Here is a 22,804-nt window from a genome sequence, read left to right as displayed (position 1 = left end):
GAAAGGTAACAAAATGTTAAAATTGTGATATTGATACATGTGATCACTTTTCATGCTAAGTCGCTATAATTAGTAACAATAGTTGTCTATGGTAAAACCTAATTTAGGTTGCCATGAATCATAAAAGGATAAGGAATGAAGGTACTGCTCACAGGTGGGACAGGTTTTATTGGCCGAGAACTCCTCAAACACTTAACCACCCATGAGATTGTACTGCTTACTCGCGACCCCAAAAGGGCAAAAGAGAGACTCAGCCACACCGATATGGGCAACGTGACCTACGTAACGACCTTAGATCGCTTTCAACATCTCAACGATTTTGATGCGGTAATTAACTTAGCCGGTGAACCTATCGCGGATAAACGTTGGAGTAAAACGCAGAAAGACATTATTTGTGACAGTCGCTGGTCATTAACAGAGCATTTAGTTGAATTGATTCATGCCAGCACAAATCCCCCTGACGTATTGATCAGCGGTTCTGCGGTGGGCTATTACGGCGATCAGCAAGAACACCCTTTCGATGAGTCTTTGCACGTCTCCGATCGTGGATTTCCTCACCATGTGTGTAGCAAGTGGGAACAAATAGCCAATCGCGCGCGTTCCGAAATGACGCGTGTCTGTATTCTTCGCACTGGTGTCGTACTATCCCCGCAAGGCGGTGCACTGCTTAAGATGCTACCACCCTATCGATTTGGTTTAGGTGGTCCTCTAGGGAGTGGACGCCAGTATATTCCTTGGATTCATATGCTAGACATGGTGAGAGGAATCATCTATTTACTCGAAACCCCTCACGCACACGGTGAGTTTAACTTCTGTGCACCACATCCGGTGACAAACAAGCTGTTTAGTCAGACTCTAGCCAAAACCTTAAAGCGCCCTCACCTATTACGAACACCTAAATGGTTGATGTCCTTAGCGATGGGTGAAAGCTCCGTGTTGTTGTTTGACAGTATTCGAGCCAAACCTAAAAAGTTGACTGAGCTGGGTTTTCATTTTAGCTATTCACGTATTGAGCCAGCGCTAAAAAATCTGTTACAACACCAAGAGTAATCCAGTACTCTAAAATTCACTATCGCTCAACTAATTACTTGAAATGCAAAAATCCATTCTCATTACCGGTTGCTCAACAGGCATCGGGTATACGTGCGCCCATGCCTTACACAAGCGTGGTTATCAAGTCATCGCCTCTTGTCGTAAACAAGCTGACGTTGATAGGTTACGCTCCGAAGGACTGACTTGTCTGCAACTTGATCTCAATGACAGCAACAGCATCAAGCTCGCCGTCAAACAAACTCTCGAGCTAACCGATGGGAAGCTCGACGCGTTATTCAATAATGGTGCGTATGGTCAACCGGGAGCGTTGGAAGATCTACCTACTGACGGGTTACGTGAACAATTCGAGAGTAACTTTTTCGGTTGGCATCAGCTAGTGTGTGAAATCTTACCCACAATGCGCCGCCAAGGTTCAGGAAGAATCATTCAGAACAGCTCCGTGCTCGGATTTGCAGCCATGAAGTACCGAGGTGCTTACAACGCCTCTAAATTCGCACTTGAAGGTTGGAGTGATACATTACGTTTAGAACTCAAAGGCAGTAACATTCATATCAGTCTTATTGAACCCGGCCCTATCGAAACTCAATTTCGAGCCAATGCCTTAAAGGCATTCCAGCGCTGGATTACCATTGAATCAAGTGTCCATCACGAGCAATATCAGCAACAAATGTCTCGCCTTGATAGCCAAAGTTCAAACAATGCTTTTGTCTTGCCAGCCGACGCATGTGTTGGTCCTCTCATCCATGCCCTTGAATCAAACAAACCAAAGATTCGTTATCGGATTACTACCCCGACTAAAGTTTTTGCCGTCCTCAAACGGATTCTGCCCACTCGGCTGTTGGATAAAATATTGTGGCATGCCGCGTAAAATAACTAACGCGGCTGTCATGATTTCGTAACATTGAGACACTATATTGAAGCTTGGGGAAACCCTTATACAGATTTTGCCAATGCTACATTATTCGGAATAACTCAATGTCTTTAATACAGTTAAACTGGCTAAGTGTAGGAGTTGCACTAACGTTGTTTATCGTTTTATAGACACCCTTCGCTTGCCCATTTGGGAAATACGAACACCGCCTACACTAGGCGGTGTTCTTGTTTTCGTCACGAGATATTTCAACTCGTTAACTTGAACTCAGCCTGTCACGCCCATATCTTGTCTATACAGACCATGTTGCAAGGAAACCTTACATGCAATCACCATTTATTGTTGAGCTCAATGAGCAGAACTTCCGCCAAGTACTTGAAGAATCGATGCAAACACCTGTGCTTATTCACTTCTGGGCGCCAATGAGCCAAGAGAGTTCACAAGTGATACCTGAACTGCAAACACTTGCCCAACAATATAACGGCGCATTTACTCTGGCACTGCTTAACTGTGAGCAAGAACAGATGATTGCAAGTCAGTTTGGCGTTCAAGCCTTGCCTACGATTGCACTGTTTATGAATGGTCAACCCGTTGATGGACTGGGCGGCCCTCAGCCGATTTCAGCAATCCAAGAGATGCTGACTAAACACCTGCCAAGCCAAGACGAACGCAACCTACAACAAGCATTTGAGTGGATCCAAACAGGTAACCATGCACAAGCGCTACCGCTATTAGAATCATTAGATGCAGCGATTCAACAAAAAGGCGACGTTAAGTTGGCTCTTGCAGATTGCTACATTGAAGGAAAAGATTACCAGCAAGCGAGAGCGCTGCTTGACCACATCCCCCTTGAATACCAAGACAACTACTACAAAGGCTTAATTGCCAAACTCGACCTGCAAGCCCAAGCTGCAAATAGCCCTGAGATCCAGTTGCTGGAACAAGCATTAGAAGCAGATCCAAACGATTTAAAGCTCACCAACGAACTCGCGCTCAGCTACCATCAGGTGAACAGAGATGAAGAGGCGCTTGAATTGTTAATGTCAGCACTAAAGGGCAACCTGAATGCCCTTGATGGTGAAATTAAAAAATCATTTATGGATATTCTTGCTGCTTTGGGACAGGGAAATGCAATCGCCAGTAAATACCGCCGACAATTGTATTCAATGCTATATTAGTGCCTTCTAAATCATAAACTTAAAGCCGGTCATTCCGGCTTTTATTTTGTCAAAACTCGCCTTTAGGTCTCACTTATGCCATTGTTTCAGTCGTTCAATTAAGCAACAATTATAAAACGACTCTCATAAGGAACTCTAATATGGCTATTGATTCATTGATTACTATTGGCGTCTTCATCATCGTCGCCATTGCCTTAGTGGTGGCAGGAGTAAAAACTGTCCCTCAAGGCAATAACTGGACGGTTGAGCGCTTTGGACGTTATACACATACCCTAAAGCCAGGCCTTAACTTAATCATTCCGTTAATCGATCAAGTTGGACATAAAATCAACATGATGGAACGAGTGTTGGATATCCCCGCACAAGAGGTCATCTCCAAAGATAACGCCAATGTCACTATTGATGCCGTTTGTTTCGTTCAAGTCATTGATGCCTCGCAGGCTGCCTATGAAGTTAACGACCTCGAACATGCCATTCGTAATTTAACCCTAACAAACATCCGTACAGTGCTAGGCTCAATGGAACTCGATGAGATGCTTAGCCAGCGCGACATGATCAACACCAAGTTACTGGCAATCGTTGATGAAGCAACCAATCCTTGGGGTGTAAAAGTAACCCGTATTGAAATCAAAGACGTACAACCACCCGCCGATCTAACCGCAGCGATGAACGCGCAAATGAAAGCAGAGCGTAACAAACGCGCTGAAGTACTTGAAGCTGAAGGGGTTCGACAAGCAGAAATCTTGCGTGCAGAAGGTCATAAACAATCTGAGATTCTTAAAGCTGAGGGTGACAAACAAGCCGCTATACTTCAAGCAGAAGCTCGTGAGCGAGCTGCCGAAGCGGAGGCTCGTGCGACCACAATGGTTTCTGAAGCGATCGCCAAAGGAGACATGCAAGCCGTCAATTACTTCATTGCTCAAGGTTATACCGAGGCGTTAAAATCAATTGGTCAGGCAGAAAACGGCAAGATTATCATGTTGCCTCTCGAAGCCGCTGGCTTGATGGGTTCGATCGCTGGTATCGCTGAAATGTTTAATCACAACAAACCTACAGACAAATAGAGGTTCAATTGCTGGAATTACTTGAAACTGTTAACTACTGGCATTGGCTGGCCTTGGGGCTTGTGCTGCTCGCTTTTGAACTGCTCGGCACCGCTGGCTACTTACTTTGGTTAGGCCTTTCCGCAATGGTGGTTGGGGCTCTGCTGACTTTGATACCCATGAGTTGGCAGTTGCAGTGGGTCTCGTTTGGCGTATTTTCCTTGGTAACCACATGGCTATGGTGGCGCAGGCAATTTAGATCAGATCGCGCATCCGATGACAACCGCGAACTCAATCAAAAAAGTAAGCAGTTAGTGGGTCAAACTTTTGTCCTCGATGAAGATTTCCCTGCGGGTAAAGGTCGAGTAAAAGTCGGTGATACGACTTGGACAGCACGATCTGAGATCAGTATAAGTGCAGGTCATTGGGTAGAGATAATCAAAATAGATGGTATTGTTTTAACTATTAAGGCTAAACCACTGAACAAAAATGATCTAATCCCCTAAAAAAGGGAGCTATATAGCTCCCTTTTTACCAACTATAGGTCGAGTAGTTTTTTTATTATCGCTTTACGTTCTTCTCGATCTGCTTTCTCGTACCAGTAACCAAACATTTCTGCCTCTTTGCTCTTACCAAAAAGCTCTGTATTTGACTCTGATCGATTCGCAACAGCCCAATTTACCGCCTTTTGCTGTTCATCCGCTTTCATTTGTTCAAACCAATATTGGGACATTTCCAATGCTTTAGATTGCGGTTCAAAGTCCGTAGCCTGATTTGTTACTATAGCGGGGCTGCTGGCCACCTTTTTGTTGGCTAATGTACCGTTGCTACCACTTTTAACTAATGCCTCAATGTATTTCGCTGGAACAGAAAAGGTAAATATAGAGTTCTTAGATGCTGCAACATCAAATACTAAGTCCTCACCGAGTGACTCCATAAATAGGGACTGGTCGACTGGAAACTTCAGATATTGGGTTGTAGTGCAGATATCACTACATGTCTCTGCCGAAGCTGCGTAAGATTCAAGGTCTACTTTTAAATTGTTTTCACTAAAATTGACATAGCTAAACTGTGAATAATTTTTGAAATACTGTAGCTCCATTGTGATGAATGAAGCTGGAGCGCTTTGGTTTTCATATGGAGCTACATAGTTAAATTCTAAGGTTGATTTGACTAACTGACCACCTTGAATATCAATGGTTTCAGGTGTAAGCGTTTTTCCAGTAACGATCTGGTATGTTTGTTTACTTTCAATACGTTTGACCGCATCTGAAAAATCACTATTCGCGTCCAAAGTGGTACAACCAACTAATACGAAAGGAAAAGAAATCAATAATGCTTTATTCATAGAAATCACCTTGGAATTGCTTTACTACATCAAGAAACGTTGTTCGTATTTACAGCGACAAAGTAAACAACAAACGCCGGCCAATATGACCGGCGTGCACTATTTACTAAAACTCTAATTAGAAGCCGTATTCTAGACCTACACGTACAACGAATGTCTCTGTGTTTTTACCATCTGACTTAATGTCGCGTTGAGCAACACGAACGTAAGGCACGAAGCCATTATGGACGTACATTAGCTGACCTGAAACGATGCTATCTTCGTCATTCTGCTTAACACCTGCTTTCTCTGACTCCATGTTTGCAGCGTAGCCTAGTTTAAAGCCCCATGGACCACTCCAGTACTGACCAATAACAGAGTAAGAAGCCTGTTCAGATGTTACACCTGAAGTAGTTTTAGACTCACCCGCTTTATACGCTGCTGCTAAACCAAAGCCAGCTGGTAGTGAAGCTTCAAAGCCAACGATATAACCGAAAGTATCTGCACTAACCGCGTCTGCAGCTTCGGCAGTTTGGTAGTTTGAACCCTGTGTCACATCTTGATCATCGTAATCTTTACAACCAGATGGAGTTGCACAGTACGCCCACGCCTCATCAACTTTTGCTGAAACTGAACGATCTTGCTCACTTTCTACACCAGCATGAATTGTGAAGCTATCAGCTAGTTTGTAATGAAGGTTAGCACCGTAGAAATAATTATCTTTCACATTAGATTCACCGCGACCTGTCGCTAGCGCAAAGCTGAAGCCGTTGTGATCCACAGAATCGTAACGCGCCATATCACCTTGACGATCACGGTTAAACTTCACATCACCACCCCAGTCGAAAGCAGCACCCAGACCTGGGTTTGAGTATGGCCAGTCAATGATTTCATACATAGGTGTCAACATACGACCGAAACGAACTTTACCCCAGTCACCTTGCAAACCTAGGAACGTATCACGGTTACCAAGAGTGGCACCTGTACCGTTTTCACCAACATAACCTGATTCGATTTGCATGAAAACATTTACGTTATCGAACATATCTTTACTAGCACGGAAACCAATACGTGATTCATTCTCGTAGTCGTAACCTGTACTTTTATCGGTTACAACACCAGTGCTCATGTTTGTTTCATCTTGGTCGTAGTTAACAACAGAGATTGCCGCCACACCGTAAGCTTGAACGTTGAAGTCTGAAATAATACCGACTTGAGATGTCTCTGCTGCCATAGCGCTAGTTGAAGCGAATGCTACTGCAGCACCAAGAAGAGTACGTTTAAACATTTTGTCCATGGAAAAACTCCTAAAAATGGATATAGCTGTCTTATTTTTTTCTCACCTTAAGTTGGCCGCCGAAGGGAGAAATCATTTCCTATCTGAGAGCTGCAAGTTAGTCATTAATTGTTAGCCCTCTATTTCCTGCATACACACCGTGTATCCATGGCTACAGACTAACTTCGCGGCAAAAAACATCAATCAGAACTTAATTTTCATATAAAAAAATATGACCAGCCACAAAGTTTTATCAAACGAGTGATCTAGATCGACAATAAGCATACACCGTTAATCAAAAAACAAATTAAAATATAAAAAACAGACACTTACATATAAAAAAGTCAAAAATCACATTGAAGTGCATCGCATTTTTTTGTCAAAAGAAGATAAATTTCAATTTTATTGACCAGCTTCACAGACGCAAAAATACGCCCAACCTAGACAAAAAAGCCCTATTAATTACAAACAAAAAAAAAGCCACCATAACGGTGGCTTTCATCATTTTTTTCAGTGTTACATTAAGGCAATTAAGTCTGCTTCTGTGCGAATTTCCACACCCAGTTCCTGCGCCTTCGCGAGCTTAGAGCCGGCGTTGTCGCCAGCAAAAAGAATATCCGTTTTCTTAGACACACTACCGGTCACTTTTGCGCCAAGCCCCTCTAAGGCGGCTTTTGCATCCGTTCTCGTTAGCTGCGACAACGAACCAGTTAATACAACTATCTTGCCAGCCAAAGGTTGAGGGGCACTTGAGTCTTTCGCTTCAATATCTGGCCAATGAACACCTTGAGCACGCAGTTCATCTATCACCAGTTTGTTTTTATCCTGAGCAAAAAAAGCCGTGATATGACTCGCAACAATACCACCAATATCTTGAACTTCGATAAGTTCTTCATGACTCGCCGATTGCACCGCTTCCAATGATTTGAAATGTTGAGCTAGGTTTGCCGCCGTTGCCTCACCTACTTCACGAATCCCCAACGAATATAGGAATCGAGGCAAGGTGGTGGCTTTGGCTTTAGATAACGCATCCACGACATTTTGCGCCGATTTGGGCCCCATTCGATCGAGCACGGTTATCACACCAGCAGAAAGTTTAAACAGATCAGCAGGAGTTTCGACCATCTCGCGATCCACAAGTTGTTCGATGACCTTTTCACCTAAACCATCGACATCAAGCGCCTTTCTCGATACGAAGTGTTTAAGTGCTTCCTTACGTTGAGCCTGACACACTAAGCCGCCGCTACAGCGAGCAACAGCTTCACCTTCGACACGCTCAACAGCGGAGCCACATACTGGACAAAGAGTTGGAAACACGATCTCTTGAGCGTTTTGCGGACGGCGGTCTAAAACAATTGAGACAATCTGTGGAATAACATCGCCAGCTCGGCGAATGACAACACTATCACCAATTTTTACGCCTAGACGAGCGATTTCATCCGCGTTATGTAAAGTGGCATTGCTGACCGTAACACCACCGACAAAGACAGGTTCTAGTTTTGCTACTGGCGTAATGGCGCCAGTGCGTCCAACTTGGAACTCAACATCATTTAAAAGAGTTATTTCTTCTTGCGCAGGAAACTTGTAAGCAATGGCCCAGCGTGGAGCTCTAGCGACGAAGCCTAGTTGCTCTTGGATAGCAATATTATCCACTTTGATTACAACGCCATCAATTTCATACGGCAGTTGATCTCGGCGATTGAGAATATCGCGATAGTAATCCTTAACTTGATCGAGATTTGCTACCCGTCGAGTTTCTGGACACATCGGCAGCCCCCAGCCTTTTAATTGGAGAAATCGCTCGTAATGACTTTCTGATAATGACGTCCCCTCTACCACGCCCACGCTATAGGCATAAAAGCTCAACGGGCGCTTAGCCGTAATGCGAGAATCAAGCTGACGTAAACTACCCGCTGCGGCATTGCGAGGATTAACAAAGACTTTGTCACCTTTTTTTAGTGCCTGTTCATTGAGCTTGGCAAAACCTTCTTTAGGCATAAACACTTCACCACGCACCTCAAGTCGCTCCGGCCAGCCTTCTCCTTGCAACTTCAAAGGGATCGCTTTAATCGTGCGCACATTTTCCGTGATGTTTTCTCCTGTGGCACCATCACCGCGAGTTGCCGCTTGAACAAATAGACCATTCACGTAGAGAAGGCTTACCGCAAGGCCATCAAGCTTAGGCTCACAACAAAATGTGTCTATCTGAGTACCAGTGAGTCGATCAGACATACGCTTGTTAAACGCGTCAAGTTCGCCATCATCGAACGCGTTGTCGAGAGATAGCATTGGGATCTCATGGCTGACAGAATCAAAGCCATCTAATGGAGCACCGCCAACACGCTGGCTTGGAGAGTCAAGTGTTACTAGGTCAGGATGCTGGGCCTCAATGTCCATCAGCTCGCGCATCAAGCGATCATACTCGGCATCTGGAATTTCGGGACTATCCTCTACGTAATACTTTACACCGTGATAATGCAGGCTTTCACGTAACTGGTTTAGTTTTTCTTGAATCTGTTGCGACATAACTAACTCTGATTTTTATCTAGTTTGAATTACAGACCGCATTGATATGCAGTACGGCAATTTAGTTGCCATGAAGTATGACCATGCCAGTACAAGTTATCAATAGCCTCAAGCTGTAATCAAAAATAATAAAGGCTCCATTTAGGAGCCTTTAAATTGGGGTTCGTGGTAACACCACTACGCTGTAGCGGCGGCCTTAAACTTTTGGATTTGAGCTTTGTAAGCATCGATACGATTTGGCGTCATTAAGTTTCTCGCATCGTCGAGTACATTCGCACCAAGATCGTCAGCAATTTGCTGTGCCGTTTTTAGCATCAGTTTGAAGTTTGGATCTGGGTCACCGTAACATGGTAGTGTCATAAAGAACGAGATGCCTTTTGTAGAAAACTCTGCAGGATCATCATGCTGCAACGTCCCTGGCTGCATCATATTGGCAACGCTAAATAACACTTTTCCAGTCCCAGAAAGATCTGCATGTCGGTGGAAAATATCCATCTCACCGTAAATTAGGCCATTCTGCTGCATACTTTCAAACAGTTTAGTGCCAATAAAAGGCTCATCACCCGAGCAGTGCACATTAAGCACAATCACTTCTAATGGTGCTTCTTCAACACGGTCTGCTTCTTTAACTTCCAAAGCTTCAGACTCGGCAGCTATTTCGATGCTCGTGTCGCCAATCGGTTCAATCTCATCCAACACTTGAGTTGAAATGGATGGTACCTCCAGCTCTAGCTCGTCTTCTCTCTTAGCAGGTTGCACAGGCTCTGCTTGCTCAAGATCTTGATAACTATCAATCAACGGATCCGCTATCACTTCTTCCTGCGCAACAAATCCCGGCTCTTTACGCTCTTTTTTGATAATCTCGAAATCGTCTTCTGGAGCAAAGGCTCGTTCAGGTACTACGTCCGACTCTTCATTTTCGACATCTAACTTACCAAGTGGCTTACTTCCAAACTTGGTCTTACCTTCTTTTTTACTTGTCCATAAACCATGGAACAAAAGAGCGGCAATCGCTAATGCTCCAACAATTATGAGTACAAATCGCAGTTCCTGCATGTTTAGCTCTCATTTGTTCAATAAGACAATGCGATAACATTGCTTAGATTGAATCTGTTTAAACCTATATCTAAGTTACTCTACCAAAACTCTGGCCCGTTTTAGAACAACTTAATGTTAGAAGTTCTGATAATGTTGTGATTTTGAACACGCTTTTTTCTTGATAAGATAGAATACGTTCGTTTTTAAACCACTAAAAATCACTATGAATACACATATTCGACAGCGTTCTGGATTTGGCTATTTCTTTCATGGCTTGGAATTGGCGCTCACTCCTGGCATTCGCCAGTTTGTTGTTTTACCTCTGTTGGCCAATGTCCTACTGGTCGGTGGTGCCCTATTTTATCTTTTCTCTCACCTAGATATGTGGATTGAGCAGTTGCTAGGGCAATTGCCAGAGTTTCTTTCTTGGTTGAGCTACCTTTTATGGCCTTTGCTTGTGTTAACTATACTGGCTACGTTTTCATACTTTTTTAGTACTCTAGCAAACTTCATCGCCGCTCCCTTTAATGGGCTGCTGGCTGAAAAAGTAGAAGTTTACCTCACTGGACAAAAAGTTAATGACGATGGAATGCTGGCGGTAGTGAAAGATACACCAAGGATCCTTGCGCGAGAATGGCGCAAGTTGGTCTATGTCCTGCCAAAGGCAATTGGTTTATTTTTGCTCCTGCTCATCCCAGCTCTAGGCCAAACAATGGGCCCAATACTCTGGTTTATATTTACAGCTTGGATTTTAGCGATTCAGTATTGTGACTACCCGTTTGACAATCACAAAGTCTCCTTTAACGAGATGCGTTACAATTTGAAACAAAAACAAGGGAAGGCATATAGCTTTGGCGCACTGGTGTCGGTATTTACGACGATTCCTATCTTAAACCTTGTCGTGATGCCTGTCGCTGTATGTGGTGCGACCTCAATGTGGGTATCGGAGTTCAAAAAATAGAGGCGAGAGGTTATCTCTCTGAAGGCACGAGTCCTGTCAACATCCTTAACAATAAAGGTTCTATCAACTCACTCTCTGCCCACACATCTCGCTGGGCGGAGCCCGATCTAAATTCTCTCAGCAAGAAGTCCGCTCTCGGAGCGAAGCGTTCTTTAGGGCGAAGCCCGCTCCTTCCTCTCACCCTTTCATATCATATAACTATTTAATCCTTTTCTCATTTTTCAAGCTGTCCTAATCTCTACCCAATAAATTATCTCCATACATACTTCTGTTTGATAACTATCAAGCAGACTGAAACAAAGATGAAGGATCACACCATGAGCAAAATCTACGAAGACAATTCTCAAACTATTGGTAACACTCCTCTAGTACGCCTAAACAAAGTAAGTAACGGTAAGGTGTTAGCGAAAATCGAAGCACGCAACCCGAGCTTCAGCGTTAAATGTCGTATCGGTGCAAACATGATTTGGGAAGCAGAAAAGGCTGGTACTCTTAAACCAGGCGTAGAGCTTGTTGAACCAACGAGTGGTAACACTGGTATTGCTCTAGCCTTCGTTGCAGCAGCTCGTGGTTACAAGCTGACTCTTACAATGCCTGAGTCAATGAGTCTAGAACGCCGTAAGTTGCTAAAAGCTCTAGGTGCAAACTTAGAACTGACTGAAGCAGCAAAAGGGATGAAAGGGGCAATTGCTAAAGCAGAAGAAATTGTTGCTAGCAATCCTGATAAGTACTTGCTTCTTCAGCAATTCAACAACCCAGCAAACCCGCAGGTTCACGAAAAAACAACCGGACCTGAGATTTGGGATGCCACTGACGGTCAAATTGACGTATTCGTTGCGGGTGTTGGTACTGGCGGTACTATCACAGGTACGAGCCGTTACATTAAGGGCGAAAAAGGCAAGAACATTGTCTCTGTCGCGGTAGAGCCAGCTGAATCTCCAGTTATCGCTCAAGCGCTAGCGGGTGACGAAATCCAGCCTGCACCACACAAAATTCAGGGTATCGGTGCTGGTTTCATTCCAGGAAACCTCGATTTAGAGATAATTGACCGTGTTGAAGCCGTGACTTCTGATGAAGCGATTGCGATGGCTCGTCGCCTAATGGAAGAGGAAGGTATCCTAGCGGGTATCTCTTCTGGCGCGGCAGTGGTTGCAGCCAACCGCCTTGCAGAACTTCCTGAATTTGAAGGAAAAACCATCGTTACCATCCTACCAAGTTCAGGTGAACGTTACTTGAGCACTGCCCTATTTGCTGGCATCTTTACTGAGAAAGAGAACCAACAGTAATATGTGTCGAAATCAATTTTTCGTCTAAAAAAGCCCCATTCAGGGGCTTTTTTGTTGATCCCTGCCTCACCTTTGGTAATATCAGGACTGTTTTATTTCTAGCTTCAAAATAAAAGCCAGATAAGAATTCATCTCAATTGCGAATGACAGCAAAGATTGAAAGCGCAATTGTTAAATTTACAACCAGTATCACTTATGACACGAATTGAACGTTCTGCAACTAGCGGAATACTATAATTGGAGTTAAGCTGATTCTGGTTAAGAAACTATCAAAATATAAATCAATTGGGGTATATAACATGTACGAGAAGCAAGTAGAAATCACTGCAGAAAACGGCCTTCACACTCGTCCAGCTGCACAGTTCGTTAAAGAAGCTAAAGCATTCGACGCGGACATCACTGTGACTTCTAACGGCAAAAGCGCTAGCGCGAAGAGCCTTTTCAAGCTACAAACTCTTGGCCTAGTTAAAGGTACAGTAGTTTCTATCTCAGCTGAGGGCCCACAAGCTCAACAAGCTGTTGACCACCTAGTTGCTCTAATGGATCAACTACATTAATTCGGTCTCCTATTTTCAAAGCCATTTTGCCAACGCAAAATGGCTTTGTTGGAAATAGGCCAAAATATAAGCTACAACTATTCGTTAGCGCACTCATTATCTCCCGTTTTAAAGTTGACCAATTTAAGGTAAGGCTATGATTTCAGGCATCCTAGCATCTCCTGGTATTGCTATCGGTAAAGCACTACTACTTCAAGAAGATGAAATTGTCCTAAACACAAACACCATTTCTGATGATCAAGTTGAAGCAGAAGTTGCGCGTTTCTATGACGCTCGCAACAAATCATCTGCTCAGTTAGAAACTGTTAAGCAGAAAGCACTTGAAACCTTCGGTGAAGAGAAAGAAGCGATCTTTGAAGGTCATATCATGCTTCTTGAAGACGAAGAGCTAGAGGAAGAAATCCTAGCACTGATTAAAAATGACAAGATGCACGCTGATAACGCGATCTACACGGTTATCGAAGAGCAAGCATCGGCGCTAGAATCTCTAGACGACGAATATCTAAAAGAGCGAGCAACTGATATCCGTGATATTGGCTCTCGTTTTGTTAAAAATGCTCTAGGCATCAACATTGTTTCGCTAAGCGATATTAACGAACAAGTGATCCTAGTCGCTTACGACCTAACACCATCTGAAACTGCGCAAATCAACCTAGACTACGTTCTTGGTTTCGCTTGTGACATCGGTGGTCGTACCTCTCATACATCTATCATGGCGCGCTCTCTTGAGCTTCCAGCTATCGTTGGTACTAACGACATCACTAAACAAGTTAAGAACGGCGACATGCTGATTCTTGATGCGATGAACAACAAGATCGTTATCAACCCTTCTGATGCTGAGCTAGAAGAAGCAAAAGCTGTTAAAGCCGCTTTCATCGCTGAGAAAGAAGAACTTGCTAAACTGAAAGATCTACACGCTGAGACTCTAGACGGTCACCGCGTAGAAGTTTGCGGTAACATCGGTACTGTTAAAGACTGTGACGGCATCATCCGTAACGGTGGTGAAGGTGTTGGTCTGTACCGTACAGAGTTCCTCTTCATGGACCGTGATGCGCTTCCAACTGAAGAAGAGCAATACCAGGCTTACAAAGAAGTCGCTGAAGCTATGAACGGTGAGTCAGTGATCATCCGTACTATGGATATCGGTGGCGATAAAGATCTGCCGTACATGGATCTTCCTCAAGAGATGAACCCGTTCCTAGGCTGGCGTGCAGTGCGTATCAGCTTAGATCGTCGTGAAATCCTACGTGATCAGCTACGTGGTATCCTACGCGCATCTGCGCACGGTAAACTGCGCATCATGTTCCCAATGATTATCTCTGTTGAAGAAATCCGTGAACTGAAAAACGCTATCGAAGAGTACAAAGCTGAACTACGTGCAGAAGGTCTTGCATTCGACGAAAACATCGAAATCGGTGTCATGGTTGAAACACCAGCAGCAGCAGCGATTGCACACCACCTAGCAAAAGAAGTGGCTTTCTTCTCTATCGGTACTAACGACCTAACTCAATACACGCTAGCCGTTGACCGTGGTAACGAGATGATTTCTCACCTATACAACCCACTGTCTCCAGCTGTACTAACCGTGATCAAGCAAGTTATCGATGCATCTCACGCTGAAGGTAAGTGGACTGGTATGTGTGGTGAGCTTGCGGGCGATGAGCGCGCTACGCTACTTCTACTAGGCATGGGCTTAGATGAGTTCTCTATGAGCGGTATCTCTATTCCTAAAGTGAAGAAAGTTATTCGTAACTCTAACTTCGCAGAAGTGAAAGCGATGGCGGAAGAAGCTCTATCTCTACCAACTGCAGCTGAGATCGAAGCAGTTGTTGAGAAATTCATCGCTGAGAAAACTCAATAACCAACTAATTCCAATGAGATAGACGGTAAAAAAAGTCGTCTATCTCTCTATATTGGTATACTATAATTCGACAGAATTAAATGAAAACGTTAGGAGCATGACACAATGGGTCTGTTTGACAAACTTAAGAAGCTAGTATCTGACGACAGCGCTGACGCTGGTGCAATCGAAATCATCGCACCTCTATCTGGTGAAATCGTAAACATCGAAGATGTGCCAGATGTTGTTTTTGCTGAAAAAATCGTTGGTGATGGTATTGCTATCAAACCTGCTGGTAACAAAATGGTAGCTCCTGTAAACGGTACTATCGGTAAGATCTTCGAAACGAACCACGCGTTCTCTATCGAATCTGACGATGGTGTAGAGCTATTTGTTCACTTCGGTATCGACACTGTTGAGCTGAAAGGTGAAGGCTTCAAGCGTATCGCTGAAGAAGGTCAAGCAGTGAAAGCTGGCGACACTATCATTGAGTTCGATCTAGCACTACTTGAAGAGAAAGCAAAGTCTACTCTTACTCCAGTTGTTATCTCTAACATGGACGAAATCAAAGAGCTGAACAAGCTTTCTGGTTCTGTAACTGTTGGTGAAACTCCAGTTCTACGTGTAACTAAGTAATTTTTACTTAGCTAGATATTAAAAAACGCAGCTGATGGCTGCGTTTTTTTTTGCTTATTTTGCTACTTCAACCCCAAGGCATATTTCAGCACTTGAGTTTTCAGAGGTCCAGCATTCTCAGCGACCTTAAGTGCCGCATTTCTTAACAGTTTAAGCGGCGCAAAATCATTGCTGAAACCCTTATAGAAAAAATCCATCCCGGATTGCATTAGCAAGTTGTCATAACGCCTATTACGTTCATATTGCACAAGTAAGGATTGAGTTAATACCTCGTGATTTTGAGTGGCCGTCAGCAGCGCTTCGACATCTTTAAATCCAAGATTCACACCCTGTCCAGCTAATGGATTGATAGTATGTGCAGAATCACCGACTAACACACAGCCTAATGCAGAATAGCGTTGAGCATGACGGCGCGTTAACGGAAACGAACCGTATTGAAGCACTTCGATATCGCCCAATTCCGCAGGAAAGTAAGCCAATACTTCTTCTCGAAGTTGTGCTGGCGTCATCGCACATAACTGCCTGATGCGCTTTGGTGAATCATACCAAACCAGTGAACCTTGATTGCCACATAATGGCAAAAAGGAACGAGGGCCTGATGGGGTGAACTGTTGCCACGTAATATCTTGCTGTTCGATCTCAGTTTTTACGTTGATTAGCATACAGTGCTGGCGGTAATCCCACGCGGTAACCCCTATCCCCGCTAGATCACGAACCTTTGAATTCGCTCCATCAGCGCCAACCACCAAGTCAACCACCAGTTCTTCTCCAGAGCTGAGAGTCACTTTCGATACTTCACCAAACTCAATATCAGATAAGGTATCTGGACAGCGTAAACTAATATTCGAGTAGTGGGAGAACTGAGCCCACAATCCAAGCTGAATCAGGCGATTTTCAACAATATAACCCAGACGATCCATACCAAGTTCGTCGCAATGAAAACGGGTTCGGCACTCAGGATGCTCCCACGTCTCTAAACGGCGGTATGGACACACGCGCATTTGTGATGTCGTATGCCAAGCCCCAAGCTCACTCAAAATATCGACCGAATGCTGTGATATCGCAGAAACACGTATATCCATAGGTTGCTCAGGGGAGAACTCTTCAGGTGCTGTGCCTTCGACAACAACTACCTTCCGCCCCTGTTTAGCGAAGCCCACTGCAACTGCAGCTCCAACCATACCACCACCGATAACTGCGACATCAAATCTGCTCATATTTTGCACTTCAATTACTTGATAAATTGACTGTTTTTTATTGTACGTTTTCATTACCAAAATGTAACGAAAAACCTTACCCACTATCAGGGCAAACCCCTTGCGCAATATGGGGTTTAACTGTTTTTGCACCAACACTAGTCAGTAGGTTTTTAAAGCAGTACAATACGCGGCTTACCGCCGAGATGGCGGCTAAAATAAGGTCACCCAAGCATGTAGATGCGAGTGACTCACTGGAAATATTGGGCGATTTGCTCCCTTAATTTAAACTAACGATCGAGCGAACAACATGAGTAAAAAACTGCTAATTAAAACCTGGGGCTGCCAGATGAATGAATACGATTCGTCTAAAATGGCGGATCTACTGAACGCGGCTAACGGCTATGAGCTGACAGAAGAACCAGAAGAAGCAGACGTGTTATTACTTAATACCTGTTCTATCCGCGAAAAAGCGCAAGAGAAGGTATTCCACCAGCTAGGTCGTTGGAAAACCCTAAAAGACAAAAAGCCGGGGGTTGTGATTGGTGTTGGTGGCTGTGTAGCAACACAGGAAGGCGACCACATTCGCGAACGTGCACCATTTGTAGACGTAATTTTTGGTCCTCAAACACTTCACCGCTTACCAGAGATGATTAAACAGTCTCAACTGGATGAAGCACCGGTGATGGACATTTCATTCCCTGAGATTGAAAAGTTTGACCGTCTTCCAGAACCACGTGCAGAAGGCGCAACTGCTTTCGTTTCAATCATGGAAGGCTGTTCTAAATACTGTACTTACTGTGTAGTGCCATACACTCGTGGCGAAGAAGTTAGCCGTCCAATGGATGATGTTCTGTTTGAAATTGCTCAATTGGCTGACCAAGGCGTGCGTGAAGTTAACCTACTGGGTCAAAACGTTAACGCTTACCGTGGTCCGATGCACGATGGTGAAATCTGCTCATTTGCTGAACTGCTTCGTCTTGTCGCATCGATTGATGGTATTGACCGTATCCGCTTTACTACTAGTCACCCACTAGAGTTTACTGATGACATCATTGCGGTATACGAGGACACACCAGAGCTAGTAAGTTTCTTGCACCTACCAGTGCAGAGCGGTAGCGACCGTATTCTTACGATGATGAAACGTCCACACACGGCGATTGAGTACAAGTCAATCATCCGTAAGCTACGTAAAGCGCGTCCTGACATTCAAATCAGCTCAGACTTTATTGTTGGTTTCCCAGGCGAAACGGCAAAAGATCATCAAGATACAATGAAGTTAATTAAAGACGTTGATTTTGATATGAGCTTCAGCTTTATCTTCTCACCACGCCCAGGTACGCCTGCGGCGGACTATCCATGTGATGTTCCAGAGCAAGAGAAGAAAGAGCGTCTATATGAACTACAGCAAACCATTAATGCTCAAGCAATGCGTTACTCTCGCTTAATGCTTGGTACTGAGCAACGTGTTCTTGTTGAAGGTCCTTCTAAGAAGAACCTAATGGAGTTACGTGCTCGTACAGAGAACAACCGAGTGGTTAACTTTGAAGGTAGTGCGGATCTTATCGGTCAATTTGTTGATGTTAAGATCACTGACGTATTCGCTAACTCTCTTCGTGGTGAGCTAGTGCGTACAGAGAAAGATATGGATCTGCGTACAGTCATTTCACCGACTCAAATGATGGCGAAAACCAAGCGTGAAGATGAGTTAGGTGTAGCAACATTTACACCTTAATTACGACTCTTCGCCACTAGAAGCTTGAAAATACCTCTCTAAGTGACCATCTTAGAAATAGGTATCGTAACCATTCGAAGCCCGGTCTAAATCGGGCTTCATGGCAATGGTCAAATATGAGAGGCAACTTTGAGCACGAAAATCGTTACGCTAGAAATCAATCTAGAACCTTCTGACAACCGCCGTTTAGCCAGTCTTTGTGGTCCTTTCGACGACAACATTAAACATCTTGAACGCCGCCTAGGTGTTGAAATCAGCTACCGTGGCAACTTCTTTACCATCGTTGGTAAACCACATACTTCCGCGGCCGCCTTGGAAATCATCAAAACACTGTATGTGAATACTGCGCCAGTCCGCGGCAATATCCCAGATATTGAACCCGATGAAATCCACCTTGCTATTAAAGAGACAGGTGTTCTAGAGCAAAATGTAGAATCCAGTATTGAACATGGCAAAGAAGTGTTCATTAAGACCAAGAAAGGGGTGATCAAACCTCGTACTCCAAATCAGGGACAGTATCTGGTCAATATGGTCACTCATGATATTTCATTTGGCGTTGGTCCAGCGGGTACGGGTAAAACCTATCTTGCTGTTGCCGCAGCCGTTGATGCGCTAGAGCGACAAGAAATTCGTCGAATCCTGCTGACTCGACCTGCTGTCGAAGCGGGTGAAAAGCTCGGTTTCCTTCCGGGAGATCTCAGCCAGAAAGTCGACCCTTACCTTCGTCCACTTTACGATGCTCTATTCGAAATGCTCGGATTCGAAAAGGTTGAAAAACTGATTGAACGAAACGTTATCGAAGTCGCCCCACTTGCCTATATGCGTGGTCGAACTTTAAATGATGCGTTTATTATTCTCGATGAAAGCCAGAACACGACAGTTGAACAGATGAAGATGTTCCTGACTCGTATCGGCTTCAACTCTCGTGCAGTTATCACAGGCGATATTACTCAGATCGACCTACCTCGTGGTGCTAAATCGGGCTTACGCCATGCCATTGAAGTTTTGAGCGACGTCGAGGAAATCAGCTTTAACTTTTTCCAATCTGACGACGTCGTTCGTCACCCCGTTGTGGCACGCATTGTTAATGCCTACGAGAAATGGGAAGCTCAAGACCAAAAAGAGCGCAAAGAATACGAGAAACGTCGCCGCGAAGAGCGTGAAGCAAAACTTATTGAAGCCCAAGTTGCAGCTGCACCTCAACCTGAAGTGACAACAGAGAGCAAACAGTGATGACAATCGAACTTGATCTACAATTAGCTGTCGAAGATGAAAGCGGCTTACCAAACACTGAAGATTTTCAACTTTGGTTAAGCTCATCCGTTAGCAAGTTTCAGCCTCAAGCTGAAGTGACCGTTCGAATTGTTGACGAGCAAGAGAGCCAGCAGCTCAATAGCGACTACCGTGGAAAAGACAAACCGACTAATGTGCTGTCTTTTCCTTTCGAAGCGCCACCAGGAATGGATATCGACCTACTTGGCGATTTAATCATCTGCCGTCAGGTTGTAGAACGTGAAGCCATCGAGCAAAACAAGCCTTTAATGGCTCACTGGGCGCATATGGTTGTACATGGTAGTCTGCATCTGCTAGGTTATGATCATATCGAAGATGACGAAGCCGAAGAGATGGAGTCACTCGAAACTGAAATTATGCAAGAGATGGGATTTGATGATCCATATCTTGCTGAAAAAGAGTAGTCAAGACTCAACCGGAACCAGCAAGCAGAGTCACCTCTCTCGCTGCAAGCTGATGTCTTACTACTAATGTGTGCTATCACACTTCTGATAGCGTTACTTAAATGAGAAACAATGAACGAAGACAATTCGCCCTCTTCTCTAGAAGGTAAGAAAGAAAAATCTGAAGGTCCGAGTAGAAAGTCCTTCTTCGGACGCCTAGGCCAACTTTTTCAAGGTGAACCAAAAGATCGCCAAGAGCTCGTCGATGTCATCCGCGACTCTGAAGAAAATGACCTGATCGACCACGACACTCGAGATATGCTCGAAGGTGTCATGGAGATCTCAGAAATGCGTGTGCGTGACATCATGTTGCCACGTTCGCAGATGGTTACCGTTGATCGCAGTGACGATTTAGACACCTTGATCAACCTCATCACCGATGCTCAGCACTCTCGCTACCCAGTCATCAGTGAAGATAAGGACCATGTTGAAGGTATTCTGTTAGCGAAGGACTTACTTAGATACTTAGGTTCTGGAAGTGAACCATTCGATATTGAGCAAGTGATCCGTCCTGCGGTTGTCGTTCCTGAAAGCAAACGAGTAGATCGTCTGCTAAAGGAATTCCGCGAAGAGCGTTATCACATGTCTATCGTTGTCGATGAGTTTGGTGGTGTATCCGGTCTTGTGACTATCGAAGATATTCTCGAAGAGATCGTGGGCGATATTGAGGACGAGTTCGATGATAATGAAGAACTTGATATTCGTAAGCTCAGCAAACATACATTTGCGGTAAAAGCACTGACCACTATCGAAGAGTTTAATACTACATTCGGTACCACTTTCAGTGATGAAGAGGTCGACACTGTCGGCGGTATGGTGATGACGGCATTTGGCCATTTACCATCTCGTGGCGAAGTTGTTGATATTGATGGTTACAGCTTCAAAGTAACCTCTGCGGACAACCGCCGAGTACTCCAACTTCAGGTAACCATTCCTGATGAAGAGCTGGTTACTGACTCTACTGAAGAGTAACGCTACTCCCCCTAAGGGAAACGAAATAATACGATGATGGATTCACTTTTTCATCGCCTCAAACGGCCGCTTGCGGCCGTTTTTGTTGGCGCATTAACAACTCTAGCATTTGCCCCTTATCAAATTTGGCCTCTGGCAATTGTCAGCCCTGCGCTTCTATTACTGCTTATTGACAAGCAGTCTGCTAAACACTCGCTATGGATAGGCTATGCTTGGGGCATCGGGCAATTTTCTACAGGCATTAGCTGGGTACATGTCAGTATCGACAACTTCGGCGGTATGCCCAAAATTGCCAGCGCCTTCCTCATGGTGCTATTAGTTGGCTACCTCGCTGTTTATGCCGCATTATTTGCATGGAGTCTAAACCGCTTTTTTCCGCACAAGCAGCGCTCACGATTGCTGCTCGCTGCGCCTGCTCTATGGCTAATCATGGATTGGTTGCGCGGCTGGGTAATGACGGGCTTTCCTTGGTTATGGCTAGGCTATAGCCAAATAGACAGTCCACTTGCCAATTTTGCTCCGTTAGGTGGAGTTGAACTTATTACCTTGTTGGTGATGATTAGTGCGGGCTCTATCGCTTACGCCGCTCTTTCGCGTCAATGGCGACATCTACTTATTCCTGCCGTTATTCTGATGACAGGCTTTGGATTACAATCCGCTCAGTGGGTGTCTCCTTCAATGGATAAAGTGACTAAAGTAGCACTTATTCAGGGCAATATCGCGCAAGAACTGAAATGGCAACCGAGTCAACGATGGCCAACCATAATGAAGTATACCGATCTGACTCGAGAAAATTGGGATGCAGACATTATCATCTGGCCTGAAGCGGCAATACCTGCTTTTGAATTCGAGATCTCCTCATTTCTAAGCAATCTCGATGCCGCAGCTCGTATGAACAACAGCGCGGTCATTACTGGAATTGTCAACCAAGGTGAAGACAAGAAGTTCTACAATAGCATTCTCACTGTAGGTCAAACGCCTTATGGTGATTATCGTTACGATATGAACCAGCGTTACCACAAACATCACCTGCTACCATTTGGAGAGTTCGTACCATTTGAGAGCATCCTGAGACCGCTTGCTCCATTCTTCAACTTACCCATGTCTTCCTTCAGCCGAGGAGATTTTATCCAGCCGAATATTGATGCCAATGGTAAGCAGATGGCTCCTGCATTGTGTTACGAGATTATCTTCAACGAGCAAGTCAGGCAAAATGTCGATGACGATACAGATTTTATTTTAACGCTTTCAAATGACGCTTGGTTTGGTCGCTCTATCGGCCCACTCCAGCACATGGAGATTGCCCGTATGCGAGCTCTAGAGTTAGGTAAGCCGGTGATTCGTGCAACAAACAATGGCATCACTGCTGTGACTGATTATCGCGGTCATATCACTGCGCAAGTGCCACAATTTGAAACGGCAGTGCTGCGCGCTGAAGTTCCTGCGACAAAGGGCGAAACACCCTACCGAAACCTTGGCACCTGGCCGCTGTATATCTGGGTTGGATTAAGTCTGGTGATAGGGTGGAGAATGAGGAAGGGAGTCTCTAGTCTCTAGTCTCTAGTCTCTAGTC

General features: G+C 44.5%; 20 protein-coding genes. 15 read left to right on the top strand and 5 right to left on the bottom strand.

The window, feature by feature from the left end; translation table 11 throughout:
* Positions 1 to 135 precede the first annotated feature (135 nt).
* The 5 genes from ACQEXT_RS13280 to ACQEXT_RS13260 all read left to right on the top strand — a co-directional run bounded on the left by ACQEXT_RS13280 (position 136) and on the right by ACQEXT_RS13260 (position 4,651).
* Positions 136 to 1,050, top strand: coding sequence for a TIGR01777 family oxidoreductase (locus ACQEXT_RS13280; protein WP_331416070.1), 915 nt, complete (start codon positions 136 to 138; stop codon positions 1,048 to 1,050).
* Between the two features lie 43 nt (positions 1,051 to 1,093).
* Positions 1,094 to 1,921, top strand: coding sequence for an SDR family oxidoreductase (locus ACQEXT_RS13275; RefSeq protein WP_426952448.1), 828 nt, complete (start codon positions 1,094 to 1,096; stop codon positions 1,919 to 1,921).
* A gap of 326 nt (positions 1,922 to 2,247) precedes the next feature.
* Positions 2,248 to 3,102, top strand: a complete 855-nt coding sequence (locus tag ACQEXT_RS13270) for a co-chaperone YbbN (RefSeq protein ID WP_138973384.1) — start codon at positions 2,248 to 2,250, stop codon at positions 3,100 to 3,102.
* Positions 3,103 to 3,242: 140 nt separating this feature from the next.
* Positions 3,243 to 4,166 (top strand): SPFH domain-containing protein, encoded by a 924-nt coding sequence (locus tag ACQEXT_RS13265; RefSeq protein ID WP_331416072.1) that lies wholly within the window; start codon positions 3,243 to 3,245, stop codon positions 4,164 to 4,166.
* A gap of 8 nt (positions 4,167 to 4,174) precedes the next feature.
* Positions 4,175 to 4,651: an NfeD family protein gene (locus ACQEXT_RS13260; RefSeq protein ID WP_426952446.1), complete on the top strand. Its 477-nt coding sequence runs from the start codon at positions 4,175 to 4,177 to the stop codon at positions 4,649 to 4,651.
* A gap of 32 nt (positions 4,652 to 4,683) precedes the next feature.
* On the opposite strand, the gene ACQEXT_RS13255 is transcribed toward ACQEXT_RS13260, so the two are convergent.
* From ACQEXT_RS13255 to zipA, 4 genes are all read right to left on the bottom strand, one after another.
* A complete protein-coding gene (locus ACQEXT_RS13255) occupies positions 4,684 to 5,493 on the bottom strand; it encodes a DUF2057 domain-containing protein (protein WP_426952444.1) in 810 nt (269 codons plus the stop codon).
* 118 nt (positions 5,494 to 5,611) lie between these two features.
* Positions 5,612 to 6,769, bottom strand: coding sequence for a porin (locus tag ACQEXT_RS13250; RefSeq protein ID WP_426952442.1), 1,158 nt, complete (start codon positions 6,767 to 6,769; stop codon positions 5,612 to 5,614).
* A 495-nt stretch (positions 6,770 to 7,264) separates the two neighbouring features.
* Positions 7,265 to 9,274: an NAD-dependent DNA ligase LigA gene (gene ligA / locus ACQEXT_RS13245; RefSeq protein ID WP_331416076.1), complete on the bottom strand. Its 2,010-nt coding sequence runs from the start codon at positions 9,272 to 9,274 to the stop codon at positions 7,265 to 7,267.
* A 177-nt stretch (positions 9,275 to 9,451) separates the two neighbouring features.
* Positions 9,452 to 10,330 (bottom strand): cell division protein ZipA, encoded by an 879-nt coding sequence (gene zipA / locus ACQEXT_RS13240; RefSeq protein WP_138973390.1) that lies wholly within the window; start codon positions 10,328 to 10,330, stop codon positions 9,452 to 9,454.
* A gap of 205 nt (positions 10,331 to 10,535) precedes the next feature.
* Here zipA and cysZ point away from each other — a divergent pair, with 205 nt between their 5' ends.
* The 5 genes from cysZ to crr all read left to right on the top strand — a co-directional run bounded on the left by cysZ (position 10,536) and on the right by crr (position 15,592).
* Entirely contained in the window at positions 10,536 to 11,273 is a 738-nt protein-coding gene (gene cysZ, locus ACQEXT_RS13235) for a sulfate transporter CysZ (RefSeq protein ID WP_331416077.1), read from the top strand.
* A gap of 317 nt (positions 11,274 to 11,590) precedes the next feature.
* Entirely contained in the window at positions 11,591 to 12,559 is a 969-nt protein-coding gene (gene cysK / locus ACQEXT_RS13230) for a cysteine synthase A (RefSeq protein ID WP_331416078.1), read from the top strand.
* Between the two features lie 299 nt (positions 12,560 to 12,858).
* Complete coding sequence (locus ACQEXT_RS13225) at positions 12,859 to 13,116, top strand: HPr family phosphocarrier protein (protein WP_004415108.1); 258 nt, start codon at positions 12,859 to 12,861, stop codon at positions 13,114 to 13,116.
* A gap of 136 nt (positions 13,117 to 13,252) precedes the next feature.
* Positions 13,253 to 14,977 carry a phosphoenolpyruvate-protein phosphotransferase PtsI gene (gene ptsI / locus ACQEXT_RS13220; RefSeq protein ID WP_426952438.1) on the top strand — a complete coding sequence of 575 codons (1,725 nt, stop codon included), beginning with the start codon at positions 13,253 to 13,255 and terminating at the stop codon, positions 14,975 to 14,977.
* 105 nt (positions 14,978 to 15,082) lie between these two features.
* The gene (gene crr / locus ACQEXT_RS13215; protein WP_138973394.1) at positions 15,083 to 15,592 is read left to right on the top strand and encodes a PTS glucose transporter subunit IIA; all 510 of its coding nucleotides are present in this window, start codon (positions 15,083 to 15,085) and stop codon (positions 15,590 to 15,592) included.
* A 62-nt stretch (positions 15,593 to 15,654) separates the two neighbouring features.
* On the opposite strand, the gene ACQEXT_RS13210 is transcribed toward crr, so the two are convergent.
* A complete protein-coding gene (locus ACQEXT_RS13210; protein WP_138973395.1) occupies positions 15,655 to 16,809 on the bottom strand; it encodes a 2-octaprenyl-3-methyl-6-methoxy-1,4-benzoquinol hydroxylase in 1,155 nt (384 codons plus the stop codon).
* Positions 16,810 to 17,098: 289 nt separating this feature from the next.
* On the opposite strand from ACQEXT_RS13210, the gene miaB reads away from it, so the two are divergent.
* The 5 genes from miaB (at position 17,099) to lnt (ending at position 22,788) form a co-directional block, all read left to right on the top strand.
* Positions 17,099 to 18,523: a tRNA (N6-isopentenyl adenosine(37)-C2)-methylthiotransferase MiaB gene (miaB, locus tag ACQEXT_RS13205; RefSeq protein ID WP_138973396.1), complete on the top strand. Its 1,425-nt coding sequence runs from the start codon at positions 17,099 to 17,101 to the stop codon at positions 18,521 to 18,523.
* A gap of 129 nt (positions 18,524 to 18,652) precedes the next feature.
* Complete coding sequence (locus ACQEXT_RS13200; RefSeq protein ID WP_269378073.1) at positions 18,653 to 19,756, top strand: PhoH family protein; 1,104 nt, start codon at positions 18,653 to 18,655, stop codon at positions 19,754 to 19,756.
* On the top strand, positions 19,756 to 20,220 hold the full coding sequence (gene ybeY / locus ACQEXT_RS13195; RefSeq protein ID WP_426952489.1) for an rRNA maturation RNase YbeY: 465 nt from the start codon (positions 19,756 to 19,758) through the stop codon (positions 20,218 to 20,220). The genes ACQEXT_RS13200 and ybeY overlap by 1 nt, the downstream gene beginning before the upstream one ends.
* A 111-nt stretch (positions 20,221 to 20,331) precedes the next feature.
* Entirely contained in the window at positions 20,332 to 21,231 is a 900-nt protein-coding gene (corC, locus tag ACQEXT_RS13190) for a CNNM family magnesium/cobalt transport protein CorC (protein WP_331416081.1), read from the top strand.
* A gap of 33 nt (positions 21,232 to 21,264) precedes the next feature.
* Entirely contained in the window at positions 21,265 to 22,788 is a 1,524-nt protein-coding gene (gene lnt, locus ACQEXT_RS13185) for an apolipoprotein N-acyltransferase (RefSeq protein WP_426952435.1), read from the top strand.
* Positions 22,789 to 22,804: the final 16 nt, after the last annotated feature.

The sequence above is a fragment of the Vibrio sp. TRT 29B02 genome (genome assembly GCF_050113655.1).
Classification (GTDB): Bacteria; Pseudomonadota; Gammaproteobacteria; order Enterobacterales; family Vibrionaceae; genus Vibrio.
Note: the sequence above shows the minus strand (reverse complement) of the source record. Positions and strands in the feature narration are given on the sequence as shown.

Coding starts and splice junctions, on each gene's coding strand:
- miaB (WP_138973396.1), top strand. CDS start 17,099: ATGAGTAAAAAACTGCTAATTAAAACCTGGGGCTGCCAGATGAATGAA.
- ACQEXT_RS13210 (WP_138973395.1), bottom strand. CDS start 16,809: ATGAGCAGATTTGATGTCGCAGTTATCGGTGGTGGTATGGTTGGAGCT.
- cysK (WP_331416078.1), top strand. CDS start 11,591: ATGAGCAAAATCTACGAAGACAATTCTCAAACTATTGGTAACACTCCT.
- ACQEXT_RS13275 (WP_426952448.1), top strand. CDS start 1,094: ATGCAAAAATCCATTCTCATTACCGGTTGCTCAACAGGCATCGGGTAT.
- crr (WP_138973394.1), top strand. CDS start 15,083: ATGGGTCTGTTTGACAAACTTAAGAAGCTAGTATCTGACGACAGCGCT.
- ACQEXT_RS13225 (WP_004415108.1), top strand. CDS start 12,859: ATGTACGAGAAGCAAGTAGAAATCACTGCAGAAAACGGCCTTCACACT.
- ptsI (WP_426952438.1), top strand. CDS start 13,253: ATGATTTCAGGCATCCTAGCATCTCCTGGTATTGCTATCGGTAAAGCA.
- ACQEXT_RS13250 (WP_426952442.1), bottom strand. CDS start 6,769: ATGGACAAAATGTTTAAACGTACTCTTCTTGGTGCTGCAGTAGCATTC.
- zipA (WP_138973390.1), bottom strand. CDS start 10,330: ATGCAGGAACTGCGATTTGTACTCATAATTGTTGGAGCATTAGCGATT.
- ligA (WP_331416076.1), bottom strand. CDS start 9,274: ATGTCGCAACAGATTCAAGAAAAACTAAACCAGTTACGTGAAAGCCTG.
- ybeY (WP_426952489.1), top strand. CDS start 19,756: ATGACAATCGAACTTGATCTACAATTAGCTGTCGAAGATGAAAGCGGC.
- ACQEXT_RS13255 (WP_426952444.1), bottom strand. CDS start 5,493: ATGAATAAAGCATTATTGATTTCTTTTCCTTTCGTATTAGTTGGTTGT.
- lnt (WP_426952435.1), top strand. CDS start 21,265: ATGATGGATTCACTTTTTCATCGCCTCAAACGGCCGCTTGCGGCCGTT.
- ACQEXT_RS13270 (WP_138973384.1), top strand. CDS start 2,248: ATGCAATCACCATTTATTGTTGAGCTCAATGAGCAGAACTTCCGCCAA.
- ACQEXT_RS13265 (WP_331416072.1), top strand. CDS start 3,243: ATGGCTATTGATTCATTGATTACTATTGGCGTCTTCATCATCGTCGCC.
- corC (WP_331416081.1), top strand. CDS start 20,332: ATGAACGAAGACAATTCGCCCTCTTCTCTAGAAGGTAAGAAAGAAAAA.
- cysZ (WP_331416077.1), top strand. CDS start 10,536: ATGAATACACATATTCGACAGCGTTCTGGATTTGGCTATTTCTTTCAT.
- ACQEXT_RS13280 (WP_331416070.1), top strand. CDS start 136: ATGAAGGTACTGCTCACAGGTGGGACAGGTTTTATTGGCCGAGAACTC.